General features: G+C 40.8%; 20 protein-coding genes, 1 other RNA gene and 2 other annotated features. Of the genes, 1 reads left to right on the forward strand and 20 read right to left on the reverse strand.

Going from position 1 to position 21924, the window contains the following annotated elements:
* Positions 1-69: 69 nt before the first annotated feature.
* From NSQ84_RS12710 to NSQ84_RS12780, 15 genes are all read right to left on the reverse strand, one after another.
* A complete protein-coding gene (locus tag NSQ84_RS12710) occupies positions 70-1341 on the reverse strand; it encodes a U32 family peptidase (protein WP_063388000.1) in 1272 nt (423 codons plus the stop codon).
* A gap of 24 nt (positions 1342-1365) precedes the next feature.
* Positions 1366-2295 (reverse strand): peptidase U32 family protein, encoded by a 930-nt coding sequence (locus tag NSQ84_RS12715; protein WP_063387999.1) that lies wholly within the window; start codon positions 2293-2295, stop codon positions 1366-1368.
* The gene (locus NSQ84_RS12720; protein ID WP_063387998.1) at positions 2292-2942 is read right to left on the reverse strand and encodes an O-methyltransferase; all 651 of its coding nucleotides are present in this window, start codon (positions 2940-2942) and stop codon (positions 2292-2294) included. Before NSQ84_RS12720 ends, NSQ84_RS12715 begins: the two co-directional genes overlap by 4 nt.
* 120 nt (positions 2943-3062) lie before the next feature.
* Positions 3063-4193, reverse strand: a complete 1131-nt coding sequence (gene mltG, locus NSQ84_RS12725; RefSeq protein WP_327873387.1) for an endolytic transglycosylase MltG — start codon at positions 4191-4193, stop codon at positions 3063-3065.
* A gap of 142 nt (positions 4194-4335) precedes the next feature.
* Positions 4336-4614, reverse strand: coding sequence for a DUF1292 domain-containing protein (locus NSQ84_RS12730; RefSeq protein ID WP_063387996.1), 279 nt, complete (start codon positions 4612-4614; stop codon positions 4336-4338).
* A 15-nt stretch (positions 4615-4629) separates the two neighbouring features.
* On the reverse strand, positions 4630-5046 hold the full coding sequence (gene ruvX, locus NSQ84_RS12735) for a Holliday junction resolvase RuvX (RefSeq protein WP_094246262.1): 417 nt from the start codon (positions 5044-5046) through the stop codon (positions 4630-4632).
* 1 nt (position 5047) lies between these two features.
* Positions 5048-5314 carry an IreB family regulatory phosphoprotein gene (locus tag NSQ84_RS12740; RefSeq protein ID WP_063387994.1) on the reverse strand — a complete coding sequence of 89 codons (267 nt, stop codon included), beginning with the start codon at positions 5312-5314 and terminating at the stop codon, positions 5048-5050.
* A gap of 71 nt (positions 5315-5385) precedes the next feature.
* Complete coding sequence (alaS, locus tag NSQ84_RS12745; protein WP_311066348.1) at positions 5386-8022, reverse strand: alanine--tRNA ligase; 2637 nt, start codon at positions 8020-8022, stop codon at positions 5386-5388.
* 72 nt (positions 8023-8094) lie between these two features.
* Positions 8095-8301: a binding site (T-box leader), on the reverse strand.
* 49 nt (positions 8302-8350) lie between these two features.
* On the reverse strand, positions 8351-9412 hold the full coding sequence (locus NSQ84_RS12750; RefSeq protein WP_063387992.1) for an AI-2E family transporter: 1062 nt from the start codon (positions 9410-9412) through the stop codon (positions 8351-8353).
* Between the two features lie 72 nt (positions 9413-9484).
* A complete protein-coding gene (locus tag NSQ84_RS12755) occupies positions 9485-9670 on the reverse strand; it encodes a hypothetical protein (protein ID WP_063387991.1) in 186 nt (61 codons plus the stop codon).
* 198 nt (positions 9671-9868) lie between these two features.
* A complete protein-coding gene (locus NSQ84_RS12760; RefSeq protein WP_063387990.1) occupies positions 9869-12244 on the reverse strand; it encodes an ATP-dependent RecD-like DNA helicase in 2376 nt (791 codons plus the stop codon).
* 21 nt (positions 12245-12265) lie between these two features.
* Complete coding sequence (locus NSQ84_RS12765; protein ID WP_063388167.1) at positions 12266-12919, reverse strand: tetratricopeptide repeat protein; 654 nt, start codon at positions 12917-12919, stop codon at positions 12266-12268.
* A gap of 81 nt (positions 12920-13000) precedes the next feature.
* Positions 13001-14116: a tRNA 2-thiouridine(34) synthase MnmA gene (gene mnmA, locus NSQ84_RS12770; protein WP_063387989.1), complete on the reverse strand. Its 1116-nt coding sequence runs from the start codon at positions 14114-14116 to the stop codon at positions 13001-13003.
* 15 nt (positions 14117-14131) lie between these two features.
* Positions 14132-15277 (reverse strand): cysteine desulfurase family protein, encoded by a 1146-nt coding sequence (locus NSQ84_RS12775; RefSeq protein WP_063387988.1) that lies wholly within the window; start codon positions 15275-15277, stop codon positions 14132-14134.
* Positions 15278-15295: 18 nt separating this feature from the next.
* On the reverse strand, positions 15296-15715 hold the full coding sequence (locus NSQ84_RS12780; RefSeq protein ID WP_063387987.1) for an Rrf2 family transcriptional regulator: 420 nt from the start codon (positions 15713-15715) through the stop codon (positions 15296-15298).
* 135 nt (positions 15716-15850) lie between these two features.
* On the opposite strand from NSQ84_RS12780, the gene NSQ84_RS12785 reads away from it, so the two are divergent.
* Positions 15851-17128, forward strand: coding sequence for a replication-associated recombination protein A (locus NSQ84_RS12785; protein ID WP_063387986.1), 1278 nt, complete (start codon positions 15851-15853; stop codon positions 17126-17128).
* 132 nt (positions 17129-17260) lie between these two features.
* On the opposite strand, the gene NSQ84_RS12790 is transcribed toward NSQ84_RS12785, so the two are convergent.
* From NSQ84_RS12790 to NSQ84_RS12810, 5 genes are all read right to left on the reverse strand, one after another.
* Positions 17261-18028, reverse strand: a complete 768-nt coding sequence (locus tag NSQ84_RS12790; RefSeq protein WP_063387985.1) for a tRNA threonylcarbamoyladenosine dehydratase — start codon at positions 18026-18028, stop codon at positions 17261-17263.
* Between the two features lie 42 nt (positions 18029-18070).
* A non-coding RNA gene (gene ssrS / locus NSQ84_RS12795) (6S RNA) lies at positions 18071-18263 on the reverse strand.
* Between the two features lie 66 nt (positions 18264-18329).
* Positions 18330-20105 carry an aspartate--tRNA ligase gene (aspS, locus tag NSQ84_RS12800; RefSeq protein ID WP_327873386.1) on the reverse strand — a complete coding sequence of 592 codons (1776 nt, stop codon included), beginning with the start codon at positions 20103-20105 and terminating at the stop codon, positions 18330-18332.
* 15 nt (positions 20106-20120) lie between these two features.
* Entirely contained in the window at positions 20121-21389 is a 1269-nt protein-coding gene (gene hisS, locus NSQ84_RS12805; protein WP_063387983.1) for a histidine--tRNA ligase, read from the reverse strand.
* Positions 21390-21450: 61 nt separating this feature from the next.
* Positions 21451-21669: a binding site (T-box leader), on the reverse strand.
* 59 nt (positions 21670-21728) lie between these two features.
* Complete coding sequence (locus NSQ84_RS12810) at positions 21729-21896, reverse strand: hypothetical protein (RefSeq protein WP_327873385.1); 168 nt, start codon at positions 21894-21896, stop codon at positions 21729-21731.
* Positions 21897-21924 lie beyond the last annotated feature (28 nt).

Raw genomic sequence — 21924 nt, forward strand, 5'->3', positions numbered from 1 at the left:
TGTTATTACAAAATAATCGGCAGTTCAAGAAACGTTTTGCTTTTTTATAAAAAAATCCAGATTCTTCCCCTATCTTGTCTCTTTTCTCATCATATTATACGGATATAGCGGATGCTCGCACTTGAAGCGGATTATTTGCAAAGGATGTCTTGCTGCATCCAATTCATTTCCATCTTCATCCCAAATTTTATCGATGACAATGCGAAAATTGTCAATTTGCGGACCGAAAAATTCTACTTCGTCACCGGGTCTGAAATGGTTTCTTTGCTGCAATGTCACCATTTTCGTTTCTGGATTCCAGTCAAGCACAAGCCCGACAAAGTCGTATGCTGTTTTTTTGCTGTGAGTGCCAAATAATTGCTCTTGATAACCAGGCACTCCTTCAAAAAAGGCAGGAGCCGTTTCTCTGTTCGCGCATTTATCCAATTCTTCCAGCCATTCCTGTTTCATGACAAAATGATCGGGATCGGCGCAGTATGCATCAATGACTTTGCGATATACACTGACAACAGTTGCAACATAGTGAATGGATTTCATGCGGCCTTCAATTTTCAAGCTGTCGATCCCCATTTCAATCATTTTCGGAATCGACTCAACCAATTTTAAGTCTTTAGCGCTCATTGCAAATGGCGAGTCTTGCTCATCAAACATAGGCACTTCTTTGCCTTTATAATATTCATATAAATCATAATCCCACCGGCAGGACTGACAGCATCCTCCTCTGTTTGAATCTCGCGCTGTCATATGATTGCTTAATGTGCAGCGGCCTGAATAGGCAATACACATCGCGCCGTGAATAAACGTTTCGATTTCAATATCTACTTTTTCTTTTATTTCTCTAATTTCTTCAGCGCTCGTTTCCCGTGCTAGAACGACCCGCTCCAAACCTTCCTCCTTCCAAAATTGGACAGCTTTCCAATTCGAAAGGGATTGCTGAGTGCTTAAGTGGACTTCCAATTTTGGAGCTACCTTTCTGCACGTTTCAATAATGAGGGGATCTGCGACAATGACCCCTGACACTCCTGCATCTTCGAGCGCTTTTAAATATTGATCGAGTCCAGGAATGTTTTCATTATGTGCATAAATGTTTGTCGTCACATATATTTTTGCCCCGTACTGATTAGCAAATTGAACTCCTTCTTTAATTTCCTCAATAGAGAAATTATCGGCATTGGAACGCAAGCCGTACTCTTGTCCGCCAATGAAGACGGCGTCAGCACCGTACATGACGGCGATTTTTAATTTCTCCAAATTTCCGGCAGGTGCAAGAAGTTCAGGTTTTTTCGTTATGACCCTTTTGCCGTTGATAATTGTTGAAATTTTATCTTTCACAACCGGCATGCGAACTCCTCCTTTAACGTTTTTTTAATAAACGGTCTCTTTAAAGAAAAATCCTGTATCCAACGGGCGGTTTGGCGGCTGTATTTCCTCAATTTCAGCGTACAGCTTGTCTTTAACATTTTCATATTGCTCTCGATCCTCAGCGCATAAATCGATCGCCTTTCGATACTTTTTCGTCACTTCTACAATATATTCCGGAGTTTTCAGCACGCCATCTATTTTAAAAGAATCAATTCCTGCATCAACCAGTTCCTCCAACTCGTCAATGATGCAAATATCATTCGGACTCATAATATGGGTTCCATTTTCATCCTCAAAAATTGGATATTTGTTATTTCTCTCTTTATCATGCAAAAACATATTTTTGCCGTATTTATAATTGTGAATTTCCATCGCTTTCCCACGATATTCAAAATAATTGCCGATAAGAGATCTTTTGGACTGAAACATGCACGTCATTCCGTGGACTTGGACTTCTATTTCCACTTCTGCATGCTCTTTCGTTTCAATGACAGCTTCCATGCTTAACTCCCGAGCTAGTACTGCACGCTTGGCGCCTTTCCTTCCCCAATAGTTGCATGCATACCAGTTGGTCGCGGTTGTTTCCGTATTCCAATGGAGCTTCATCTCCGGAGCAACTTCCCTAACAGTCATTAACACAGCTGGATCACCGAATACAATCGCATCTGCCTTCGCATTATGAACAAATTTTACATAATCTGCAAGCTCGTCTACTTTATCATTATGAAAAATTGCATTCATTGCAACGTATACTTTTTTTCCATATTGATGGGCAAGGTCAATCGCATCTAATACATCTTTTCGATGAAATTCCCCTGCAAGCCTTAAGCCATAACGCTGTTCGCCGATGATAAAAGCATCTGCGCCAGCTTTGCAAAGGCTCTCAATATTTTTGACATTTACAGGTGTGACGAGCAGTTCGGGTTTTTTCATTCCCCTTCACCCCTTTTTATACTGAAGGCTAATCCGTCGCCTATCGGAATAATAACGGTATCCCATTCGGACTGATTCATTAGCCATTCATTATATTCTTTAATTTTCTTCGCTAAAGATTTTAACCTTTTTGATTCTATCATTTCTTCAGCGACTAGTCCTTTAAAAAGAACATTATCCGAAAAAACGACCGCTCTTTTTGACAGCAAAGGTTCATATGCTTGAAAAAAACGTTTATATTGCCCTTTGCTCGCATCGATAAAGAGCGCATCAAACGGGCCGTCAAGCTTGACTTCCTGTACGATTTCTAGAGCATCACCGTGATAAATGGTAATTTGATTTTCAAGACCGCAAGCTCGAATATTTTGTTCCGCTAGTTCAAATCGATGAGGATCTATTTCAATCGTTACAATTTTTGTGTTCGGCAGCGCTTTTGCCATCCGAATCGCCGAATAGCCGATCGCCGCCCCAATTTCCAATATTTTGTTCGGCTGATGGAGCTTTAAAATATGAAGCATGACAGACAGCGCCCGCTCTTCCATAATCGGCACCTTCTGCTCTTTTGCATATGCTTCTAATTGAACTAATTTTTCATCTTTGTTAGTAGAAAAATTTGCTAAATATTCCTCGATTTTTTTGTTTGACAAAATGGACACTCCTAAAAAACTCCCTTAATCAAAGAAGAGTTCTGTTCGAACTCTTCAAGTTTGTTTTTTTAGCTCGATATATTTTAACATAAAAGAAAAAGGAATGCGAATCGCAAACCTTTAATCCTTTTCCGTAATATGCTTAGCTTTTTCTTTGTTATGCTCATCCAGCGTCTTCGTAAATATAACTTCCCCTTCTTTCGTTGCGAGAAAATAAAAATAGTTTGTATCGGCAGGATTTGCTACAGCATCTAGTGACTGCTTGCCAGCATTGGCAATCGGCCCCGGCGGAAGTCCTTTATTTTTATATGTGTTATAGGGAGAATTGACTTCTAAATCTTTATAGTATACGCGCTCCTTATGCTTTCCTAATGAATATAAAACGGTTGGATCTGTCTGGAGAGGCATGTTCTTTTCTAAACGATTGTAAAAAACGCTGGCTATTTTTTCCCTGTCGGCTTTTTCCGTCGCTTCCTCCTCCACTAAAGACGCTAATGTTAAAAATTGATGAGTGGAAAGACTCAGCTCTTTCATTTTGTTTCTATAAGGAACAAGCATTTCATCTGTCTTTTTAATCATTGTTTCAATGATTTCCGACAACGGAGGAGATTCCTCATAAAACGAATAAGTAGCCGGATACAAATATCCTTCCAATGCATATTTTATACGTCCGTTGAAAATGTCATCTGTTATTGTATTAGGATACTTTTTTTGCATTTGTTTGATAAACTGTTGGTTTGTTAATTGGTTCATAATTTCTTTTTTTGAATAGGGAGTATGTTTGGCGATGATGTCAGCAATTTCTGATAGTTGCAATCCTTCCGGGATCGTCAATTTAATAGCTGCTTCTCCCATTAATTCGCCTTTTTTTAAGCGTTCAACGATTTCTTGAATCGTCATCGATTGATTAAATTGATAATTTCCTGCTTGAAACCCTGATTCATTTTTAAATTTCACGTAATATTTAAACACGATCGCACTTTTAATGATGTCATTTTTTTCTAAAATAGAAGCAATTTGCGATACGGAAGATCCAATCGGAATTTGTACCTTTACAGGTTCCTTATTATCCGGATCAACAGGCTTTAATGCAGATCGCACATATAAATACCCGCCGCCAATCACTCCAGCAAATAGAACAACAAAGGCAATCAGGACAGTTAACACAGTTTTTCGAACAATTTTCGCTATATACAGTTTTTCTTGGAGTTTCTTATCCAAAAATTCCTTATTCGAATCCGAATCCGCCATCAATTCATCCTCCTTCCGTCCCGATTATTATACTACATACACGCATTTATTCGTCAAAAATCTCCATTTTTTTATAGGAAGAAATTGTTTTTTTCATTTGGATGTAAATCACCTCAACAAAAAAAGCACCGCAAAACGGTGCTTATTCCTCTTCTAAAAATGTATTTAAAACGGCCTCGATCATTTCCCATTCTTCATCGGTTTCCACAGGCTCCAGCTTTCCGCCTTCACCGTCTTCATTGGGAATGTAGCTTGCTGCATGAATTTCTATTCCATCTTCGTCTTCCTCATCATCGATGCCGATCGGATAATAAAGAACGTAAGATTTGTCAAATTCGTCCGAATTAAACGTAAACAAAATTTCGTATAGTTGTTCATTACCGTTTTCATCAATAACGGTAATATGTTTTTCACCTTCCACTTATTTCACCTCAATTTATTGTTGACTGTCCAAATAACTTTGCAAAATAATCACCGCAGCCATTTTATCAATGACTTGCCGTCTTTTTCGCCGGCTTACATCCGCCTCAATGAGAAATCTTTCGGCTTCCATCGTCGAAAGGCGCTCATCCCATAAAATGACCGGAAGCTGAAACTGCTCCTTCAAAAGCGCGGCAAAGCGCTCGCTTGCTTCTCCCCTTGGTCCAACGGTGCCGTTCATATTTTTCGGATACCCGACTACTATTTTTTCTACCTCGTATTTCTTTATCAGTTCAGCGAGTCTTTGAATCCCGAACTCGCCTTCATCTTCATTTATGCTGATCGTTTCCACACCTTGAGCAGTCCATCCCAGCTCATCGCTTACCGCAACTCCTAATGTTTTTGAACCTAAGTCTAACCCAATGATTCGCATTTTATTCCTCACGGTTGTTTTTCAAATAAAATTTTACAAGCTCTTCAATTAATTCATCTCGTTCAATTTTTCTAATCAGATTGCGTGCGCCGTTATGTCTAGGAATGTAAGCAGGATCTCCGGACAACAAATAGCCGACGATTTGATTGATCGGATTATAACCTTTTTCTTCCAGTGCATTGTATACGGCACTTAGAACTTCCTTGACATTTGTCTCAACAGGTTCTTCTGAAAAATTAAACTTCATCGTTTTATCGAAGGAACTCAATTTTTGCACCTCTTTCCTAGACTAAAAAGCGAATCTGCTTGTCTACATCCATTTTACACTATGAATGAAATTTATGAAACGGATTTCACCCAGTCTTCGACAAAACGAAGAGCTTCAGCTAACCGTTCAGGATTTTTTCCTCCCGCTTGAGCCATGTCAGGTCTTCCGCCGCCGCCGCCTCCACAGCGGCTTGCAATTTCCTTAATTAATTTTCCAGCATGGAACCCTTTGTCAACTAAGTCTTTTGTGATGCCGGCTGCTAAATTTACTTTTCCGTCTGATACCGTTGCTAGCACAACAATAGCCGAGCCGAGCTTTTGCTTCAGTTCATCGACCATGCCGCGCAATCTGTTCATATCTTTCACTTGAACTTTTTCCGCAAGAACTGTTACACCTTTGATCGTTACCGCTTTTTCAGCGATGTTCCCCGCTTCCAGATTGCTAAGCTTCATCGTAAGAGATTCGTTTTCCCGCTGTAGTTCTTTTATTTCTTGCTGCAGACTGTCAATTCTCTCCGGCAGATTTTTTACATTCGCTTTCAGTTTTGCCCCAATTTCCTTTAACAATAAATATTGTTCATTCATAAACCGGTACGCTTCTTTTCCTGTCACCGCTTCAATTCGGCGGGTTCCTGCACCAATTCCAGTTTCGGAAACAATCTTAAACAGTCCGATTTCCGCTGTATTTGTTACATGGCATCCGCCGCAAAGCTCAAGCGAATAATCGCCTACTTGAACAACGCGAACAATTTTTCCGTATTTTTCTCCAAATAAAGCCATCGCGCCCATCGCTTTCGCTTCGTCAAGAGGCATGTGCTCGATAGAGACTGGAATGCTTTCCCAAATTTTCTCATTTACAATTCGTTCAATTTTTTCCAGCTCTTCTGTTGAAACTTGTCCAAAATGTGAAAAGTCAAAACGGAGACGGTCGGAAGCAACAAGCGATCCAGCTTGGTTGACATGTACGCCCAGCACGTCCTTCAGCGCTTGGTGCAGCAAATGTGTCGCTGTATGATTTTTCACGATGGATTTTCTAGACTCTGCACAAACGGAAGCGTAAACTGCTGCTCCTTTTGTCAAAACGCCTTTTTCGATGACAGCCCGGTGCAAGTGTTGGCCGTTCGGCGCTTTTTGCACATCTTTTACGTTTAAGACCACATCATCATTTTTGATGATTCCTTTGTCAGCAATTTGACCTCCGCTTTCAGCATAAAAAGGCGTCTCGTCCAATATAATTTGGACCTCTTCCCCGCTCTCGGCTTGATCGACTAATTCCCCATCTTTTATGATCACAAGCACCCGTGCATTTGCTTCTAGGGTATTGTAGCCGACAAATTTGCTTTCCTCTTTTAATTCCACAAGAATTCCGCTTTGCACTTGCATCGAGTCGACATCCTGTCTGGCTTTTCTTGCACGTTCTTTTTGATGCTCCATTTCTCGTTCAAAGCCTTCATAATCCAGCTCCATGCCTTCATCTTGTGCGTATTCCTCCGTCAATTCCACTGGAAAACCATATGTGTCGTAAAGCCGAAACACATCTTCGCCTGGAATTATTCGGCTACCCTGTTCTTTCTGCTTTTTGATTACATCCGCTAAAATGGCAAGCCCTTCATGGAGAGTCTCATGGAAACGCTCTTCCTCATTTTTAATTACCTTTTGAACAAAGGATGCTTTTTCTTTTACTTCCGGATAGTAATCGTTCATAATTTCCGCTACAACCGGAACTAATTCATACATAAACGGGCGGTCTATGTTGATCGTTTTTGCATACCGAACCGCTCTGCGGATAAGACGGCGAAGTACATACCCTCTGCCTTCATTAGAAGGTAGCGCACCGTCTGCAACAGCAAATGTAACCGTGCGGATATGGTCGGCAATCACTTTAAAAGCGACATCTTTCTCTTTGTCGGTTCGATAAGCTTCCCCCGAAATCTTTTCGGTAGCTTGAATGATCGGTAAAAAGAGATCTGTGTCAAAGTTGGTCGGCGCATTTTGAATGACAGAAACCATTCGCTCTAAGCCCATGCCTGTATCAATATTCTTTTTTGGAAGCGGAGTGTAAGTTCCATCAGGATTATGATTAAATTGAGAAAAAACAAGATTCCAAACTTCCAAATAGCGTTCGTTTTCCCCACCGGGATAAAGTTCCGGATCATTTGGATCGTTTCCAAATTCTTCTCCACGATCATAAAATATTTCAGTATTTGGTCCGCTTGGCCCTTCACCAATATCCCAGAAATTCCCTTCCAAACGGATAATTCGTTCTTCCGGCAACCCGATTTTATTTTTCCAAATGTCATACGCCTCTTCATCTTCCGGATGAATAGTAACTGATAATCTATTTGGGTCGAAGCCAATCCATTTTTCGCTTGTTAAAAATTCCCATGCCCATTCAATCGCCTCTTCTTTAAAATAGTCGCCGATTGAGAAATTTCCGAGCATTTCGAAAAATGTATGATGGCGCGCTGTTTTTCCGACATTTTCAATATCGTTTGTTCGGATTGATTTTTGTGCGTTAGTAATTCTCGGATTTTCAGGAACAACCCTTCCGTCAAAATATTTTTTCAATGTTGCGACACCGCTGTTGATCCACAATAGTGACGGATCATCAACCGGAATTAAAGAAGCGCTCGGTTCAACCGAATGTCCTTTTTCCTTAAAAAAATCTAAAAACATTTGACGAACTTGTGCTGAAGTGAGCTTTTTCATGGCATTCCTCCTAAAATGTCTTCATTTTTCTCGCAAAATAAAAACTCTCGCCTATGTAAATGCTCTGATTTACACAGGGACGAGAGTTACTCGCGGTACCACCCTGATTATGAGCCAATTGCTCATCACCTTCATTTGCCGTAACGTGGCATTTTCGTCAGGTTTTGCCTGCACTCAGAATTAGCGTTCTGTTGCCCTTCATCTAGAGCTTCTTTCAGCCTCGGAAGCCCCTCTCTTTTAAGATGGACTGCAACATACTCGATTCGTCATCGCTTTCATGCACTTATTCCATGTCTATCACGAATTATAGACAACGAAAAATCGCTTGTCAATGCGCTTTCCTCAGACGGATGATATGCAGCAATATCTCTTTCAGAACAGTGATAAAAGGCACAGCTAAAATTAAACCGATCACTCCGCCGATTTCTCCGCCCGCCAAGAGCGCCATAATAATCACCATCGGATGCATATGCAGGCTTTTCCCAACGATGAAAGGGCCAAGAATATTACTTTCAATAAATTGCAGCCCAAAAATGATGAAAAGCACTACAATTATTTTGTTAATGGAGAGCGTCGCAGCGACCATCAAAGCAGGAACCGCACCGATAAATGGACCGAAATAAGGAATAATATTGGTCATTCCGATAATCGTCCCTAAAATTAACGGATATTTAATTTTAAACAGCCAAAACAAAATCGAAGCCGCCAGCCCGATCAGAAAACAAACAAATAGTTGCCCCCGCAAATAACTTCCGAGCGACTCATCGACGTTTTCTAAAAAACGTCTCCCTTCACGTCTCCATTTCTTCGGGGTGAAGTACCAAATGGCCTTTTTCATTTTCTCATAATCTTTCAACATATAAAAAACGAGAAAGGGAATGACACCAATAATAACAGCATAATCAATAATTGACTTCATGCTTGAAAGCATCCGTTCAAGAAAGGCAGCGACGGATGTTTCCATTCCAGCAATAAAAGATTCAATTCGATGATGAATTTCTCCAGGTAAATTGGTTGTTCCGTCATGAATTTTATCCGTCCAGCTTTGGTAATATTTTGTAAACATAGGGATATTTTCGGAAAGGTCTTTCATTTGTTCAACAAAAATTGGGACACCTTTATAAAAGCTAAAACCGACTCCTCCGAAAAAAATAAAATAGATGATGAGAATCGAACATGTTCTTGGAACACCTGAACGGTAAAGTTTTTCCACTACGGGATGAAGCAAGTAGGTAATGAAGCCGGAAAGCATAAAAGGAATTAAAACAGCTTTTAACATTTTGAAAATAGGAAACCAAATGACTTTTAGCTGAAGAACCATATATACAAACAATGATAAAATGAGAAAAAAAATGATTCGGAAAAGCCATTTCCGCTCTCGCTCATTCATCCCGCATCCCTCCTCTTATTATTTTGAGGAATGCTCACGAAAATATGCATGAAGGCGCCCATTTTAGGCGCCTCAAATCGCACGATCTTCTTCAGGAAACAAGTCATCTAAAGAACTTAGTGTTCCGTCTTCTTCTACTTGATGTGTGTGAATAATGCCTTTTGTAACGGTAAGCTCAATAAAACAATGCCAACAATAATACTGATTGACTCCGATTTTTCCAATATCTTTGCTTTTACAATTCGGACATGTAAACAAACAGGGACACCTTCTTTATTCATTTATTTAATTATTTATTAATCCGGTATGTTCTCGCTATGCACACTACTATTTGTTACCATTTTCAAAAAAATTATACGTCTCTATAAAGCATGCTTTTTATGCTTAAACAATTTGTCCCCTGTTTGTAGCATCATCTGTCAATCGTTATCGATCTTATGGAAAGGAACAAATTTATTATCCTTCGCCCTCTTCCATAAAATCATATGGAGTGATGTTCTCCATCCCAATGTTGGCATCTTCTAGTGGAAAAGGAAGCTCCTCTTTCAGCTCGACAAGTTCAGACGTTTTCAGCCTCTCTTTTAAGGTTGTCTGCCTCATCGACTCCTGATTGTTGTATACTCCCATTTTTAACGCTTCCCATTCTCCGCACATAATTAAAAATTGCTTGCTCCTTGTAACAGCTGTATAAATCAAATTTCTTCTCAACATCCGAAAGTAGCCTTTTACTACCGGCAAAATGACAATCGGAAATTCGCTTCCCTGCGCTTTATGGATGGAGCAGCAGTAAGCATGAGTAAACTGATTAAAATCTTGCTTCGTATAGGTTACTTCGATACCGTCGTAAGAAATGACCACCATATCTTCTTTTTCGACATTTTCTTTTGCGTAAAAAATAGAAACAATCTCCCCAATATCGCCATTAAACACGTTTTGATCAGGCTGATTGACGAGCTGCAGCACTTTGTCCCCGATTCGGTAAATAACGTTGCCATGCTTGATCTCTCTTTTTTCTTTTGAAGGGGGGTTTAACATTTCCTGAAGCATTTCATTCAACTGATCAATGCCGGCAATCCCTCTGTACATCGGTGCCAACACCTGTATATCCTTCGCAGAATATCCTTTTTTCAAAGCGTTCTCAATTACTCTCGTTATAACTTCTTTTATTTGTGATGTTGTACAAGGAATAAACGATCTGTCTTGTGTCGTTTGCAAAAGGTTCGCTGGAAGAGTTCCTTGGCGGATTGAATGGGCCAAATCAATAATTGTAGATCCTTCTGCTTGTCTATAAATATCTGTCAGTGTAACAACTGGGATTCGTCCGGATTGAATCAAATCGCGAAGCACTTGGCCGGGTCCAACGGACGGAAGCTGGTGTTCGTCTCCGACAAGAACAATTTGTATGTCCGAAGGAAGCGATTTAAACAATTGATGCATGAGCCAAATATCAACCATTGATACTTCATCAACAATCAGAAGCTTTCCAGAAATCGGATGATCCTCATTGTGTTCAAATCCTTCTGAACCATTCCATCCTAAAAGGCGGTGGATTGTGACGGCAGGAAGACCGGTTGCTTCTGCCATTCTTTTTGCAGCTCGTCCGGTAGGTGCCACCAGTACAATGGGAAACGGCTCTTCCTTCTTTTGATATTCTTTTGGGTTCAATGAAAGGCCATGGAGGTTCGCATAAATTTCAACGATGCCTTTGATAACGGTTGTTTTTCCCGTTCCAGGCCCGCCGGTCAGCAAAAGAATCGGCGAATGAATAGCCCGCTGAATGGCTTCTTTTTGAGAGGGGGCATACTGAACATTCATTTTTTCTTCCAGTTTTCCTAACTCCAGCAAAAATTCTGATTCAGGAAACATATCTTGAAATTGGTTTTGGGTTAAAATTTCTTCAATGTTATTGGCAAGTCCCACTTCAGCATAGTAAAGAGAGGGTAAATAAATTCGATCTTCCTCGACGATAATTTTTCGATCTTCTTCCAATTCAAGAATGATTCTTTCAATATCCTGATCAGATATGTCTTCTCCATTTTGGGTGAGCAATTTTTTCGCTTTTTCCATCAGCTGAACTTTTGTAACATATACATGTCCTTCTTTTACAGCATCTTGTTCAATAGTGAACAAACAAGCCGCCTTCAGCCGGTCGGGATGATTGCCGGAGATCCCAAGCTCTCTCCCAATTTCATCCGCTCGAATAAAGCCGATCCCTTCAATATCTTCCACCAATTGATATGGGTTTTTTTGAATGATTTTAAGCGTATCCTCCCGATATAGCTGATAAATTTTCATCCCAAGTGCAGGCCCAATGCCAAGCTGATTTAATCCGATTAAAACCCCTTCTAAACCTTGATGTTCCTTCAGTGTTTCAGCCAGTATTTTGGCTTTTTCCTTTGAAAGCTTCTTCACTCTTTTTAATGAATCGGGATCCTCCAAAATAATCGAAATCGCATGTTCCCCCAGTTCATTCACGATCGCTTCCGCTGTTTTTTTGCCGATTCCTTTAAAAAGCCCGCTTGATAAATATTGAATAACTCCTTCTTTCGTAGTTGGAAGCTCCTTTTGAAAACGCTCAGCTTGAAATTGTACGCCGAATTTTGGATGGTATTTTTTTGCGCCAAAAAACGTATAGCTGTCATGTAATTGGAGAAGAGGAAAAAAACCCGTCACGGTCACTTGATCTTGCTCAAACTGTTCATTCGTCTCTTCAATTTTCACTTTAATAACAGTATAAAAATTTTGCTCATTCTGGAACACAATATGTTTAATGACTCCGCGAACAAAAGGAGTACTTTCCTCATGAAACAAACTCTCCTGTTGACCGCCCATCCTCTTTCCTCCTAATTTCGTTTAAATCATCTCTTCTAACAGCCTTTTCCCGTTGCCCGCAAGCAAATGATCCGGTTGAATGGAAAGCGCCATATCAAACATTTTTAAAGCTTCTTCTCTATTTTCTTCAAATGCGTACGCAACACCTAAATTATAATAAGCATCTGCGTGATGTTGATCGAGGTCGATCGTTTTTTCAAACTCTTTTTTTGCTTCTTGAATGTGGCCTGCTTGTGCTAAACATAAACCATATTGAAAGTGAGCGCTGGCGTCTTGTTCATCCAGCTCAACCGCCCGCAAAAAATATGGAAGTGCAAGACGGGGCTGTTCAAGCTGGTAAAGAGACATTCCAAGCATAAAATAGACATCTTTATGAGCAAGCCCATACTTTTCCGCCTGATCAAAAAATGTTTTCGCTTTATGATAATCTCCCGCATTATAATGAACGGTTCCAATGCCGTAATACGCAGTAGCCGTCCCTTTATCAATCTCAATCGCCTTTTCATAAAATTTCAATGCTCTTTCTGCATCACCTGAAGAGGCAAGCAAATTCCCAAAATTTACGTATAACACAGGGTCGTTTGGATTTTCTTCCAATGCTTCTGCAAAATATTTCGCTGCTTCTTCCCATTTCCCTTCTTTTATTGCTTCTAAAGCCAGTTGATTTTTATGCATCCATTTCATCCTTTCACATCCAAAGACAAAGAGGCTGCGCCAAGTTAACAAATCTCATTCCGATCGGTACAGCTTATCTCTTTAACCGACATACCACAGTTTTTCGCCGTTGCGAAATACTTTATCGATAATGCCGCCTCCCAGACATTCCTCTCCATTATAAAAAACGACAGCTTGTCCTGGTGTAACGGCACGGACCGGCTGTTCAAACGAAATTTGTGCAGTTTGATCACCGATCATTTTCACTTTTACCGGCTGATCAGGCTGGCGGTAGCGAAATTTTGCGGTGCAAACAAGCTCATCTGTTGGTTTTACACCGGTTATCCAGTTTACATTTGTTGCGATAATGGAGTCTGAATATAAATGTTCATTATGAAATCCTTGTTCAACATATAAAATATTATTTTTCAAATTTTTTCCAACCACAAACCAAGGATCGCCATTTCCTCCTATTCCGAGTCCATGGCGTTGACCGATCGTATAATACATAAGCCCGTCATGCTTCCCTTTTACCTCACCAGACAACGTCTCCATTTTGCCGGGTTGAGCAGGTAAATACTGGCTTAAAAATTCTTTAAAGTTCCGCTCGCCAATAAAGCAGATGCCTGTTGAATCTTTTTTCTTTGCTGTTGCCAAGTTTGCTTTTTCCGCAATTTCTCTAACTTCTTTTTTTTCAAGATGCCCGATGGGGAACATGACCTTTGACAGCTGCTTCTGATTCAGCTGATTCAAAAAATACGTTTGATCTTTGTTTGGATCCTTTCCTCTGAGCAATTTGTACACACCATCGCGGTATTTTACCCGTGCATAATGGCCTGTTGCGATATAGTCCGCGCCTAAGTCAGCTGCATGCTCCAAAAATGCTTTAAATTTAATTTCTTTATTGCACATGACATCGGGATTTGGCGTTCTTCCAGCTTTATATTCCTCTAAAAAGTAAGTGAACACTTTATCCCAATACTCTTTTTCGAAATTCACTGCATAATAAGGAATCCCAAGCTGATTGCATACACGGATTACATCATCATAATCTTGCGTTGCCGTACATACGCCGTTTTCATCCGTATCATCCCAATTTTTCATAAAGACCCCGATGACTTCGTACCCTTGTTCTTTTAGGAGCAAAGCAGTTACAGATGAATCTACTCCGCCAGACATCCCGACTACGACTCTTGTTTCATGCGGCGCCTTTTCCATCTCTCTCACCTCTTTCTATTTTGACGTTAACCTTTTAACAATCTCGGCTGTTTTTTTGGCAGCCGATTCAATTTGTGCCTCCGTATTTCCTAAGCCGAAGCTGAATCGAACCGATGAAGTTATTTCTTTTGAATTTTTGCCAAACATTGAAACGAGCACATGCGACGGTTCAACTGATCCTGCTGTACAAGCTGATCCGCTTGATGCCGCAATTCCCGCCAAATCGAGGTTGACAAGTAGCGATTCAACGTTTGTTCCCGGAAAGAAAACGTTTAATATATGAGGCAAGCTGTTGTCAATCGAGCCGTTCACAGCGAAGGAAATGCCCTCTTGTTCAAACACATCGATCATGATTTGTTTAAAATGCACATATTGCTCTGTTTTTTCCTTTCTTGTTTGTTCTGCAATTTTTGCGCTTTCCGCAAACCCGATAATCGCTGGAACATTTTCCGTTCCGGCTCTTCTCTTCAATTCCTGCTCACCGCCATGCATGCGCGGAGTGAATTTCACCCCAGCTTTTGCATATAAAAAACCGATCCCTTTCGGCCCATTTATTTTATGACCGGAAACCGACAGCAGATCGACATTCAGCTCGCGAACATCAATTGGAACGAGTCCGTATGCTTGAACTGCATCGGTATGAAAATACGCTTGATGGTTTTGTAATAAGCTTCCTATTTCTGAAATAGGCTGTAAGGCACCTACTTCATTATTTCCATACATGACTGTGACAAGAATCGTTTCATCTTTTAAAGCTTTTTTAAGATCCTCGACAGAAATAACTCCCGATTGATTGACAGGCAAATACGTAACGTGAAATCCGTTTTTTTCTAGATAGCGGCAAGATTGGAGGACAGCCGGATGCTCAATTTCTGTTGTGATAATATGGTTTCCTTTTTCTTTATTAGCAAGCGCTGTTCCAATCACCGCTAAATTATCTGCTTCTGTTCCTCCGCTAGTAAATATGATTTCTTTTGGGTCGGCATGAATACTTTTGGCAAGGAGCTCTCGAGCCTCATCCACTTCTCGTCTGCTTTCTCTGCCAAAAGAATGGATGCTAGACGGATTGCCGAAATAATCCTTCATAAAGGTTGTCATTTTATCCAAAACTGCGGGATGGACTGGCGATGTTGCCGCATGATCCAAATATATCCGTTCCAAAGTTAATTCCTCCCGACTTTAAATGTAAAACATGTAAGCGTCCTGCTCATTATCTCCTGTATGGCTTGCTAAATCATCAAGTGTCGTGTTGTCAAGAACGTCCTTCACCGCATCGCGGATTTTTAACCATAGATGCCTTTGAGCAGGCGGTTCATCTTCAATTCCTTCAACAGGGGTGATCGGTCCTTCCAACACACGGATAACGTCACCAGCCGTTATTTTGGACGGATCGTTCGCTAAAATATATCCGCCATAAGCTCCGCGAATGCTTTTGACAAGTCCGGCATTGCGGAGAGGAGCAATTAATTGTTCCAAATAATGCTCTGATAAATCATGAGATTGTGCAATACTTTTCAAAGATGTCGGTCCTTCTCCGTACTTTCGCGCCAATTCAATCATAATCGTTAAACCATAGCGTCCTTTCGTTGAAATTCTCACGTTTCTACACTCCTATTTTTTAGTTTTTTTCAAGATTTTCACCATTTTGGTTCTACTTTAAACTTTAGACATTATAGCATATTATTTTATTAGTGGGTAAATGAGATGATATGATTTTTATTTGGGAGCGATAAAATGGAACCTTTAGCGTATAGAATGCGTCCAACCAAAATAGAAGATATTATTGGACAAGAACATTTAGTTGGAAAAGGAAAGATTATTGAACGAATGGTGCGAGCTAAATATTTAAGCTCGATGATTTTATACGGACCTCCTGGAATCGGAAAAACATCTATTGCAACAGCAATAGCAGGCAGCACTAACACGCCTTTTCGAAAGCTGAATGCGGTTGTCCACAATAAAAAAGATATGGAAATTGTTGTAGAAGAAGCAAAAATGTCAGGGCAAATCATTCTCATTTTAGATGAAGTGCACAGACTTGATAAAGGGAAACAAGATTTTTTGCTTCCATATTTAGAAAACGGCATGATTATTTTAATCGGTGCAACGACAAGCAATCCGTATCATGCCATTAACCCGGCGATTCGGAGCCGCTGTCAAATTTTCGAATTGCACCCTCTTTCTCCAGATGACATTATGATTGCCCTGAAAAGAGCTCTTACAGACCCAAGAGGACTGAGCGACTTTCCTGTTCAAATCAGCGACGAAGCTCTAAGACATTTTGCCGAAAGCTCCGGCGGAGATGTGCGTGCGGCGTTAAATGGATTAGAACTCGCCGTTTTATCAACAAAGGAAGATGAGAATGGGAACATTTGCATTACGGTTGAAATTGCTGAAGAGTGCATGCAAAAAAAGAGCTTTTCCCACGATAAAGACGGAGATCATCATTACGATGTTTTATCTGCTTTTCAAAAGTCTATTCGCGGGTCCGATGTAAACGCAGCGCTTCACTATTTGGCCAGATTAATTGAGGCAGGGGATCTTTCTTCGATTGCAAGGCGTTTAACGGTCATCGCCTATGAAGATATTGGTCTTGCAAATCCGCAAGCGGGACCTAGAACTCTTTCGGCTATAGAAGCAGCTGAGCGCATCGGTTTTCCCGAAGCACGCATCCCTTTGGCCAATGCGGTGATTGAACTATGTTTATCCCCTAAATCAAACTCTGCTTATAAAGCGATTGATGCAGCTTTAGCCGACATTCGCTCAGGAGTGACAGGCGAGGTCCCTTCCCACTTGCGGGATGCTCATTATAAAGGAGCAAAGCAGCTTGGCAGAGGCGTGAACTATTTATATCCGCACGATTATGAATCAGGCTGGGTAAACCAGCAATATTTGCCTGACCCCATCAAGCATAAAAAATATTACAAGCCAAAAAGAACGGGCAAATTCGAGCAGGCTTTAGCGCAAATATATGAAAATATCGAGAAAAAGAAAAAAGAAAAGGACGAATAGGAAGCTTCGGTCATGTCCGCGTCATCTTGAAAATATAAATAGGATTGTCCAAAATGTCAAAACCCCATGGAAAACGTAAATAAAAGGGGGCGTCAATAAGCCGAAAAACGGCTTATTTGACACCCCCATTTTTTAATCGTCGTCGCCGACACGATAAATTTTTATATCCTTCAGCAATTCATTAATCACATGACCAGCCATAATCAATCCGGCTACGGATGGCACAAAGGCATTTGATGACGGGGGCATTTTTGCTTTGCGGATCGTTGATTCGTTATTACCGACTTCTTTTCTGACATCTTCTCTAATAACAACAGGGCGTTCATCAGAAAATACGACTTGAATTCCCTTTCGGATCCCTTCTTTTCGCAGTTTCGTTCGAATCACTTTGGCAATCGGATCTGTATGTGTTTTTGAAATATCTGCTACTCGGAAACGGGTTGGATCCGTTTTGTTGGCTGCCCCCATGCTTGAAATAATAGGAATATTCCGTTTCAGGCATTCCTTCATTAAATGAATTTTATAGCTGATCGTATCGCTGGCGTCAATCACATAGTCAGGGTTTAGCTTAAAAAAGTCTTCATACGTCTCTTCCGTGTAAAACATTTTTAATGCAATTACTTCACAATCCGGATTAATGTCAGCAATTCTTGCTTTCATTAAATCCACTTTCGGTTTTCCAACCGTCGACAAAAGCGCATGGATTTGCCGGTTAATATTCGTAATATCGACATCATCTTTATCGATCAAAATCAATCGCCCGATGCCTGATCGTGCAAGAGCTTCGACGGCAAAAGATCCAACTCCGCCAACCCCTAAAACGGCTACGGAGCTGTTTTTCAATTTATGTAAACCTTCTTTTCCAATCGCTAGTTCATTTCGGGAAAACTGATGAAGCAAAAAAAATCACTCCAATTTGTCAAAATTCAGTGTACAAACTAAAAAAGTCCCAATTGTGCCGTCGCCGTTTCCTTCGTTTTGAACCCGCTCTCAGCAGGTGGGTGCCCTGTTCTAAAGCTTTGTAAGTCCTCGTGCCATATGCATAAGAGGCATTTACTCACTTTAGAAACTCCGGGCTCCCATTTAAATCGTTGTTCGGTCAAAACTAGGTGTACGACGCACACATCAGGACTTAAATTTTGAATAAAGAATATCATAATTAGCATGAGATTTCAAGATAAAAAACAAATAATGGAAATTATTACCTTGAGCTATGTTTCACTTCAAGATGCAGTTCATCCAATTGCTCTTTGCTTACTTGGCTTGGTGCCTCCGTTAACAAACAGCTCGCACTTGCTGTTTTCGGAAAGGCAATCGTATCCCGTAAATTTGTTCTTCCTGCCAAAAGCATTACAATCCGATCCAATCCTAGTGCAATTCCACCATGCGGCGGCGTACCGTATTCGAAGGCTTCCAGCAAAAATCCGAACTGTTCTCTTGCTTGTTCCTCTGTAAAACCAAGAAGTTTAAACATCTTTTCTTGAACGTCTTTTTCAAAAATCCGAATCGACCCTCCGCCAAGTTCATATCCATTTAACACTAAGTCATATGCTTGAGCCCGCATTTTGAGAGGGTCTTTCTCAAAGTACTCCAAGTCCTCACGAAACGGCATAGTAAACGGATGATGCAATGCATAATAGCGGCCGTCTTCTTCATTATATTCAACGAGCGGCCAATCCGTAATCCATAAAAATTCAAGTTTATCTTCTTCGATCAGCCCTAAATCTTTTCCTAGTTTTAGTCTGAGAGCCCCCAACGAATCAGCAACAACATTCGGCTTGTCGGCAACAAACAGAAGCAAGTCTCCATTCTGTCCTTCAGCTGCTTGCAAAATACTATTTTGTTCATTTTCTGATAGAAATTTTGCAATTGGGCCTTTTACTTCATTTTCTTCTACTTTAAGCCAAGCCAAACCTTTCGCTCCATAATTGTGAACATACTCTTGGAGAGCATCTAGATCTTTGCGTGAAAATTCGTCTTTTTTTCCTTTTACATTGATTAGCTTTACTTGCCCTCCACCTGCAACTGCTTGACTGAAAACTTTGAAAGCGGAGCTTTTCACAATTTCAGATACATCAACAAGCTCCAGGCCGAATCGAACGTCCGGCTTGTCCGACCCAAAGCGCGCCATCGCCTCATCATATGGCATGCGTTGGAATGGAAGAGTAAGCTCGATTCCTTTCACTTCTTTTAACACATGAGCCATCATCTTTTCGGTTAGATTCATAATATCTTCTTGGCTCATAAAAGAAGTTTCTATATCTATTTGGGTAAATTCCGGCTGTCTGTCTGCGCGCAAATCCTCATCTCGGAAGCATCTTGCAATTTGATAATATTTATCAAATCCTGAAACCATTAGAAGCTGTTTGAATATTTGCGGCGATTGCGGGAGCGCATAAAATTCCCCCTCATGGACGCGAGAAGGGACAAGATAGTCCCGTGCTCCTTCCGGTGTGCTTTTTGTTAAAATGGGGGTTTCCACATCAATAAATCCATTTTCATCCAAAAAGTTGCGAATCGCTCTCGTAATTTGATGCCGCATTTTTAACGTTTCAAACATGACTGGACGGCGCAAATCTAAATAACGGTATTTTAAACGAACCTCTTCGGAAATGTCCGCTTTTTGATCCGCAAGTGAAAAAGGAGGAGTTTTGGCGCTGTTTAAAATGGTTACCGATTGAACAACCACTTCCACTTTTCCTGTTCGAATGTTCGGATTAATCGTCTCTTCCGATCTTTTCACCACTTCGCCTTCAATGTCCAATACATACTCGCTGCGGATTTTTTCAGCTATTTCTAACGCTTCCTTTGAAACTTCAGGATTAAAAACAATTTGGACAACTCCTGTCCGGTCGCGCAAGTCGATAAAAATAAGTCCTCCTAAATCGCGGCGTCTTTGCACCCATCCTTTTAAAACGACCTTTTCGCCGATTGCTTTTTCGGAAATTTCTCCACAATAATACGAACGTCCAAACATCCTACATACTCTCCTTTACTTTCTCTCTTTTATATACTCTGCAAGTCGTTCAAATGCCACCGCATCTTGTTCGCCTGTTGCCATGTTTTTTACGTTCGCCACGCCTTTTTCTAATTCCTCATCACCTATGATGATGACAAATTTGGCTTGAAGCCTGTCCGCTTGCTTCAGTTGTGCTTTCATTTTCTTATTTTCATAATCTTTGTCTGCAGAAATGCCGGCTTTCCGCATTTCCTGCAATAGAGATACCGACCGTTCCTTCGCCCGATCTCCCAGTGCCACAATATAACAATCTAGACCTTTTTCAATCGGAAGAGCGATGTTTTCAGCATCAATTGCTGCTAACAGGCGTTCAATGCTTAAAGCAAAGCCGATCCCCGGCGTGCTTGGCCCTCCGGCTTCTTCGACCAAGCCGTTATATCTTCCGCCGCCGCATAAAGTCGTAATCGCCCCAAACCCTTCCGCATTGCTCATGATTTCAAATGCTGTATGGTTATAATAATCCAATCCGCGAACGAGATTTGGATCGATTTCATACTCAATGCCAAGCTCCGTTAAATATTTTAACACTTGATCAAAATATTGCTTTGATTCATCGTTTAAAAAGTCAATGATGGAAGGGGCGCTTTTCATCAATTCATGCTCGCGGTCTTGTTTACAATCAAGTATTCTTAACGGATTTTGCTCAAGCCGCTTTTGGCAATCAGAGCAAAATTCTCCAATTCTCGGCTTAAAATGGTTGACTAAAGCAGCACGATGTGCAGCTCTGCTCTCTTGATCTCCCAAACTGTTAATGGCAAGCTTCAATTTTTTTAAGCCGAGCGATTGATAAAACGCCATCGCCAAAGAAATAACTTCAGCATCCAGCGCAGGGTCGTCCGAGCCGAGAGCCTCCACACCGAATTGAACAAATTGCCGAAAACGCCCTGATTGCGGTCTTTCATACCGAAACATAGGACCGATGTAAAAAAGCTTTACAGGCTGGTTCGGATCGGCGTACATTTTCTTTTCAACAAAAGCGCGGACGACTGCTGCCGTTCCTTCCGGTCTTAATGTTAAACTTCTTCCTTTCCTGTCGGAAAAAGTGTACATTTCTTTTTGGACAATATCGGTTGATTCGCCTACACCCCTTTGAAATAATTCCGTATGTTCAAAAATGGGGGTTCGAATTTCTTGAAAGCGATAAAGACGGCATATTTCCCTAGCTTTTTTCTCAACATATTGCCATCTTGAAGCCTCCGACGGCAAAATATCCTGTGTACCTCGCGGGATTTGAAAAGCCATTGTCGATTCTCCTCCACTTATAAAATAAATTCCATAAAAAAACCCGTCCCCTGACGATTCCCGTAGGGACGGGAGAGTCTCCCGTGGTGCCACCCTAATTGAAGCAATGCTTCCACTTAAAAGTTAACGCCTATTTACGTTTCCTCCTACTTTTACACCTTTCAGAGGAAAACCTCCGGAGTGTTCTTCACTAAGCGATCATGGGGAAAGGCTTTCAGCCTAAGGCCTTTCCTCTCTGTCCATGTGCATCCCAGCTACTTGTCTCCGTCATCGGTTGTTTATGTACGTTATTTTTAAATCTAGAATTTTATATTATCATACGAACAATACTGTGTCATGTCAAGAACGGCTGAGCCGATCACGGAGCTTTTTCGCCTCCTCTTGATTTAAACCATGCTCAAACGAAACCTCTATTAAAATATCCTGCATCGTATGATCAATGAAAGAAATACCAAACTGGTCATGAAAAATTGATGCGGAGAAAGAATGTTTTTCACTGGACCGCATATTTTTCCCCTTTCTTTTTCATCAGAAT

It is taken from the genome of Aeribacillus sp. FSL K6-3256, from assembly GCF_037965805.1.
In the GTDB taxonomy this organism is placed as follows: Bacteria; Bacillota; Bacilli; order Bacillales; family Aeribacillaceae; genus Aeribacillus; species Aeribacillus composti.

Excerpts from the sequence above, each read along its gene's own strand:
- ruvX (WP_094246262.1), bottom strand. The coding sequence starts at position 5,046 with ATGCGAATCATTGGGTTAGACTTAGGTTCAAAAACATTAGGAGTTGCG.
- NSQ84_RS12785 (WP_063387986.1), top strand. The coding sequence starts at position 15,851 with ATGGAACCTTTAGCGTATAGAATGCGTCCAACCAAAATAGAAGATATT.
- NSQ84_RS12765 (WP_063388167.1), bottom strand. The coding sequence starts at position 12,919 with ATGCATAAAAATCAACTGGCTTTAGAAGCAATAAAAGAAGGGAAATGG.
- NSQ84_RS12715 (WP_063387999.1), bottom strand. The coding sequence starts at position 2,295 with ATGAAAAAACCCGAACTGCTCGTCACACCTGTAAATGTCAAAAATATT.
- NSQ84_RS12710 (WP_063388000.1), bottom strand. The coding sequence starts at position 1,341 with ATGCCGGTTGTGAAAGATAAAATTTCAACAATTATCAACGGCAAAAGG.
- aspS (WP_327873386.1), bottom strand. The coding sequence starts at position 20,105 with ATGTTTGGACGTTCGTATTATTGTGGAGAAATTTCCGAAAAAGCAATC.
- NSQ84_RS12810 (WP_327873385.1), bottom strand. The coding sequence starts at position 21,896 with ATGCGGTCCAGTGAAAAACATTCTTTCTCCGCATCAATTTTTCATGAC.
- alaS (WP_311066348.1), bottom strand. The coding sequence starts at position 8,022 with ATGAAAAAGCTCACTTCAGCACAAGTTCGTCAAATGTTTTTAGATTTT.
- hisS (WP_063387983.1), bottom strand. The coding sequence starts at position 21,389 with ATGGCTTTTCAAATCCCGCGAGGTACACAGGATATTTTGCCGTCGGAG.
- NSQ84_RS12750 (WP_063387992.1), bottom strand. The coding sequence starts at position 9,412 with ATGAATGAGCGAGAGCGGAAATGGCTTTTCCGAATCATTTTTTTTCTC.
- mltG (WP_327873387.1), bottom strand. The coding sequence starts at position 4,193 with ATGGCGGATTCGGATTCGAATAAGGAATTTTTGGATAAGAAACTCCAA.
- NSQ84_RS12760 (WP_063387990.1), bottom strand. The coding sequence starts at position 12,244 with ATGGGCGGTCAACAGGAGAGTTTGTTTCATGAGGAAAGTACTCCTTTT.
- mnmA (WP_063387989.1), bottom strand. The coding sequence starts at position 14,116 with ATGGAAAAGGCGCCGCATGAAACAAGAGTCGTAGTCGGGATGTCTGGC.